3 protein-coding genes and 1 pseudogene are annotated in these 4,379 nt (G+C 76.4%); 1 reads left to right on the top strand and 3 read right to left on the bottom strand.

The window, feature by feature from the left end:
• A pseudogene (locus tag OUY22_RS35855) lies at nt 1-599 on the top strand (nitrilase-related carbon-nitrogen hydrolase); the annotation flags it as partial.
• A 21-nt stretch (nt 600-620) separates the two neighbouring features.
• On the opposite strand, the gene OUY22_RS35850 reads toward OUY22_RS35855, so the two are convergent.
• From OUY22_RS35850 to OUY22_RS35840, 3 genes are all read right to left on the bottom strand, one after another.
• The gene (locus OUY22_RS35850) at nt 621-2,039 is read right to left on the bottom strand and encodes an aldehyde dehydrogenase family protein (protein WP_270159769.1); all 1,419 of its coding nucleotides are present in this window, start codon (nt 2,037-2,039) and stop codon (nt 621-623) included.
• 37 nt (nt 2,040-2,076) lie between these two features.
• Entirely contained in the window at nt 2,077-3,207 is a 1,131-nt protein-coding gene (locus OUY22_RS35845) for an FAD-dependent oxidoreductase (protein ID WP_270159768.1), read from the bottom strand.
• Nucleotides 3,204-4,379: aldehyde dehydrogenase family protein (locus OUY22_RS35840; protein WP_270159767.1), on the bottom strand; the 1,176-nt coding region annotated here is incomplete at its 5' end. The genes OUY22_RS35845 and OUY22_RS35840, both read right to left, overlap by 4 nt.

Here is a 4,379-nt window from a genome sequence, read left to right as displayed (position 1 = left end):
CCGCCCTCATCGTCCTGCCCGAGGGCTCCCCGCTGACGGCGGAGGAGGTCTCGGCGGCCGTACGGGACACCCCCGCTCATGTCGTCACCGGGGCCGGAGCCCTGGTGAACGCCTCGGGCGTGCTGACCCCCGGCGCCGAGCCCTGCCCGATCCACCCGCTGCCCTGGGGCCGCCTGGCGATCATCGCGGGGGAGGACGCGCGGCATCCGGAGGAGTTCCGCCTCGCGGCGCTGGCCGACGCCGACGTGGTCGCGGTCCCGTACACCGCCAGGGAACCGTGGGAGCTGCGGCTCGGCCTGCTCGAAAGGGCCGCGGAGAACCGTCTCAACGTGGTGGTGGCCGGCCAGGACGGTCCCGACGGGGTGGCGGGGCTCATCCTGGCCGCGCCCCGGGACTTCACCCTCTGGACCGCCTGGGAAGGGCCCTTCACCGGCCGCATCAGCCACCCGGAGGTGACCGCGGTGAAGAACTCCGACGAGGTCGTGCACGCCGTGGTCCGCCCGGAGCAGGCGGTCAACCGCCACGTCTCCCGGGGCACCGACCTGGTGGACGGGCGCCCCTGGCGGCTGGCGGGCGCCCTGCTCGGCCAGGAAGGCTGACGAGCCCGGCCTGCCCGGCGCTCACACCGGGTAGGCCGTGGCGGACATGCCGCCCCCGCCCCCGCGGAAGGCGGCGGGGGCGTGCGCGACCGCGCTCTGGACGTACTCCAGCAGGCCCTCCTCGCCGTACTCCCGGCCGTACCCGCTGCGCTTGACGCCGCCGAAGGGCGCGCGGAGCGACATGCCGGTGCGGTTGTGGGTGTTGACGAAGACGAAGCCGGCCTCCAGGCGGGCGGCCAGGGCGAAGGCGCGGTCCTCGTCGGCCGACCACACGGAGGCGGCCAGCCCGAGCTCTCCGGCGTTGGCCCTGGCCAGCGCCTCGTCCTCGGTGTCGTACGGCAGCAGCGGCACGGCCGGGCCGAACTGCTCCTCGGCGACCAGGGGCGCGTCGTCGCCGAGCCCGGTGACCAGAGTCGGGGTCACGAAATATCCGGATTCGAGGTCGCCGTGGGCGCGGCCGAGCGGCACCGCCGTACCCCCACGGGCGACCGACCCCGCCACCAGCCCCCGGACGCGCTCGGCGGCCGGGGCGGAGATGACCGGCCCCATCGTCACCCCGGCGGCCAGCGGATCACCGACCACCAGCACCCGCTCGGCCGCCGCCCGGTACGCCTCGGTGAACTCCGCCAGCCGGGCACGCGGCACGTACAGCCGTTTGGCCGCCATGCACACCTGCCCGCTGGTCGCGAACGACGCCATGACCAGCCGCTCGTAGTCGTCGTCGGTGAGCGCGAAGTCCGGCAGGAACAGGGCGGGGTCGTTGCCGCCGAGCTCCATCACCGACGGCGTGAGCATCGCGCCGGCCGCCGCCGCGATCTCCCGCCCGGCCGCGTCACCCCCGGTGAAGGCCACCTTGCGGACCAGAGGGTGGGTGACCAGCGCCCGCCCGGCCGGCGCGCCGCCGTGCACGACCTCCACGCCCGGCAGCGCCGCGGCCACCTCGCCGACCGCCAGCGGCGCCAGCGGCGACGGCTTCAGCACCACCGCGTTCCCGGCCGCCAGCGCGGGCGCCAGCTTGACCATGGCCAGGATGACGGGGGCGTTCCACGGCGTGAGGCACGCCACCACCCCGTACGGCGCGCGCCGCACCACCAGCCGGCCGGCGGCGTCGTCGATCTCGGCGGGGGCCAGCACGCCAGGCGCGTGCTCGCACACCCAGCGCAGGTAGGTCAGCGCGAACGAGATCTCGCCCCGGCAATCGGCCAGCGGCTTGCCGGACTCGCGCGCCAGCAGCTCGGCCAGCTCCCCGACCCGGCCGGTGACGGTCTGCGCGGCCTCCCGCAGGGCGGCGATCCGGTCGCCGATCGACCGGGCCGCCCACTCCCGCCGGGCCTGGTCCGCCCGGCGCACCGCCGCGTCCACGCCGTCCGCGCCGGTGACGGGCACCCGGCCCACGATCTCGGTGATCCGGGCGGGGTTCTCCCGGCTGATCAGTTCCATCTGGTCTTCCTTTCCCGGCCGCCCGCCCGGCGGGCCGTCACCTCAGGGACGTGATCAGGCAGGCGCGCAGCAGGTGCGCCCTGGCGGCCTGAGGGTCGGCGGCCAGGGCGCGCAGCTCGGCGTGGTGGGCGGCGGGGTCGGCCGCCCGCAGCTTCTCCCAGTTGCCGTGGCTGATCGCGCGGACGTGGTCGAGCGCCACCCGCCGCCTGCGACCGGCCGCCTCGTCCACCGCGGCGTCGTCGCCGGACAGCAGCGCCGTGGCGAGCAGCACGGCGTCGTGGATGCCGCTGTTCATGCCCAGGCCGCCGAGCGGGTTGTTGACGTGGGCCGCGTCCCCCGCCAGCAGGACCGGCCCGTCCCGGAAACGGGCGGCCACCCGCTGGTGCACCCGGTAGAGCGAGGCGTGCGCGACCTTCCAGTCACGCCCGGGGTCGGCGACGGCCCGCAGCCGCCCGGCCAGCCGGGCGAGCTCGGCCCCGTCGGGGGTGTCCTCGGGCGTGGGCAGCAGCACCCGCCAGTGGTCGGGCGTGCGCAGCAGGACCAGCCACTCCTCGGGGTCGAAGACGTAGTTGATCGGCGCGATGCCCGGCAGCAGGGCGTCCAGGTCCTCCTCGGTGGAGGCGACCAGGAACCGCTCGGGGTAGGTGATGCCCTCGAAGGGGACGCCGAGCGAGCGCCGCACCGCCGAGTGGGCGCCGTCGGCGGCGACCAGCCGGTCGCCGGTGTGCCGCGCGCCGGCCTCGGTAGTCACCAGCACGCCTCCGGCCCGCGGCTCCACCTCGCGGACCGCCGCCCCGAACACCACCTCGCCGCCGTGCCGCAGCAGGTGCTCCATCAGGATGGGGGTGAGCTTGCTCTGCTCGCACTGCACCCGGTACGGGTGCGGCGTGTCGTCGGCGAGCACGGCCATGTCCAGCGTGGCGACGGGGCCCCCGCGCCGGTCGCGGTACTGGAAGGTGCGCGCGATCAGGCCGCGCTGCATCAGCTCCGGCAGCACGCCGAGTCCGTCCAGCATCTCCAGCGTCGGCGGGTGGAAGGTGGAGGCCCGGGACTCGGCGGCCAGCTCCGGTCCGGCTTCCAGGACGGTCACCGGCACCCCGCCGCGGGCCAGCGTGAGCGCCGCCGTGAGCCCCACCGGCCCGGCCCCGGCGACCAGCGCCCGCTTCACGGCGCCCGCTCGACGCCGACGACGCGGGTGCCGGTGAAGAACCGGATCGTCTCCGCCGTCCCCTCGTCCACCAGCCCGGACAGCCCCCACGCCGGACGCGGCGTGAACAGGTGCAGACTCATGACGCTCGACCCGTTCACCTTGACCTCGCCGGCGCGCACCCGCCGGGCCACGGCCAGCGCCCGCTCCTCGTCGGCGCCGAAGACGTAGCCTTCGAGCCCGTACGGGGTCGCGTTCGCCAACGCCACCGCCTCCTCCTCGCTGTCGTAGGGCACCACGGCGGCGACCGGTCCGAAGATCTCGTCGGCCAGGTCGGCTCCGGTGATGAGCGTGGGGGCCAGGTAGTTGCCCTGGCCCGGCATGTCGCCGTACGCGGTCGCCCGGCCTCCGGCCTGGGCCGTCGCGGCCCGTACCCGTGCCAGGTGGGCGGAGTGGACCAGCGGCCCGTACTCGGTGCCCCGGTCGAGCGGGTCGCCGGCGCGCAGCGCGGCGAGGCGTTCGCCGACGGCCGCCACCAGCTCGTCCAGGCGCGGGCGGGGCACGATGAGCCGCCCGAGCGCCCGGCACCACTGGCCGTTGAGCGAGGTGAGCAGCTCGGCGGCGGCCTGGGCGGCGGCGCCGGTGTCGGCGTCGGGCAGCACCACGAGCGGGTTGTTGCCGCCGAGTTCCAGCTGGGCGGGGCGGAGCGCGCCCGCGCAGGCGGCGGCGACGGCCCGCCCGCCGGCCAGGCCGCCGGTGAAGGAGACGGCGCGGATCCTCGGGTCCTCGGCCAGCCGGGCCCCGGTGCGGGCGTCGCCCATGACGAGCTGGAAGACGCCGGGCGGCAGCACCTCGCCGAGGACCTCGGCCAGCGCCTGGGTGCCGTACGGGGCGTACTCGCTGACCTTGAGCACGACGGGGCAGCCGGCCGCCAGCGCGCTGGCGGCCTTGTGCGCGGCCATCGGGGCGGGCGCGTTCCACGGCACCAGGCACAGGGCCGGGCCCCAGGGCAGGTGGTGCACCTCGACCCCGTCGCGGTCGGCGCGCAGCAGCCCGGCGCTGATCTGGGCGGCGGCCAGCGCGAACGCGCCGTGCACGATGAGCCCGAGCCCGCTGGTCTGGCCGATCGGCACGCCGGTGGCGAAGGACTCCAGGGCGGTGATCTCGTCGACCCGCGCGCGCAGCCGTTCGGC

Source organism: Nonomuraea corallina (genome assembly GCF_027620315.1).
GTDB lineage: Bacteria > Actinomycetota > Actinomycetes > Streptosporangiales > Streptosporangiaceae > Nonomuraea > Nonomuraea corallina.
This window is presented reverse-complemented; position numbering and strand designations above follow the sequence as displayed.

Coding starts and splice junctions, on each gene's coding strand:
- OUY22_RS35850 (WP_270159769.1), bottom strand. CDS start 2,039: ATGGAACTGATCAGCCGGGAGAACCCCGCCCGGATCACCGAGATCGTG.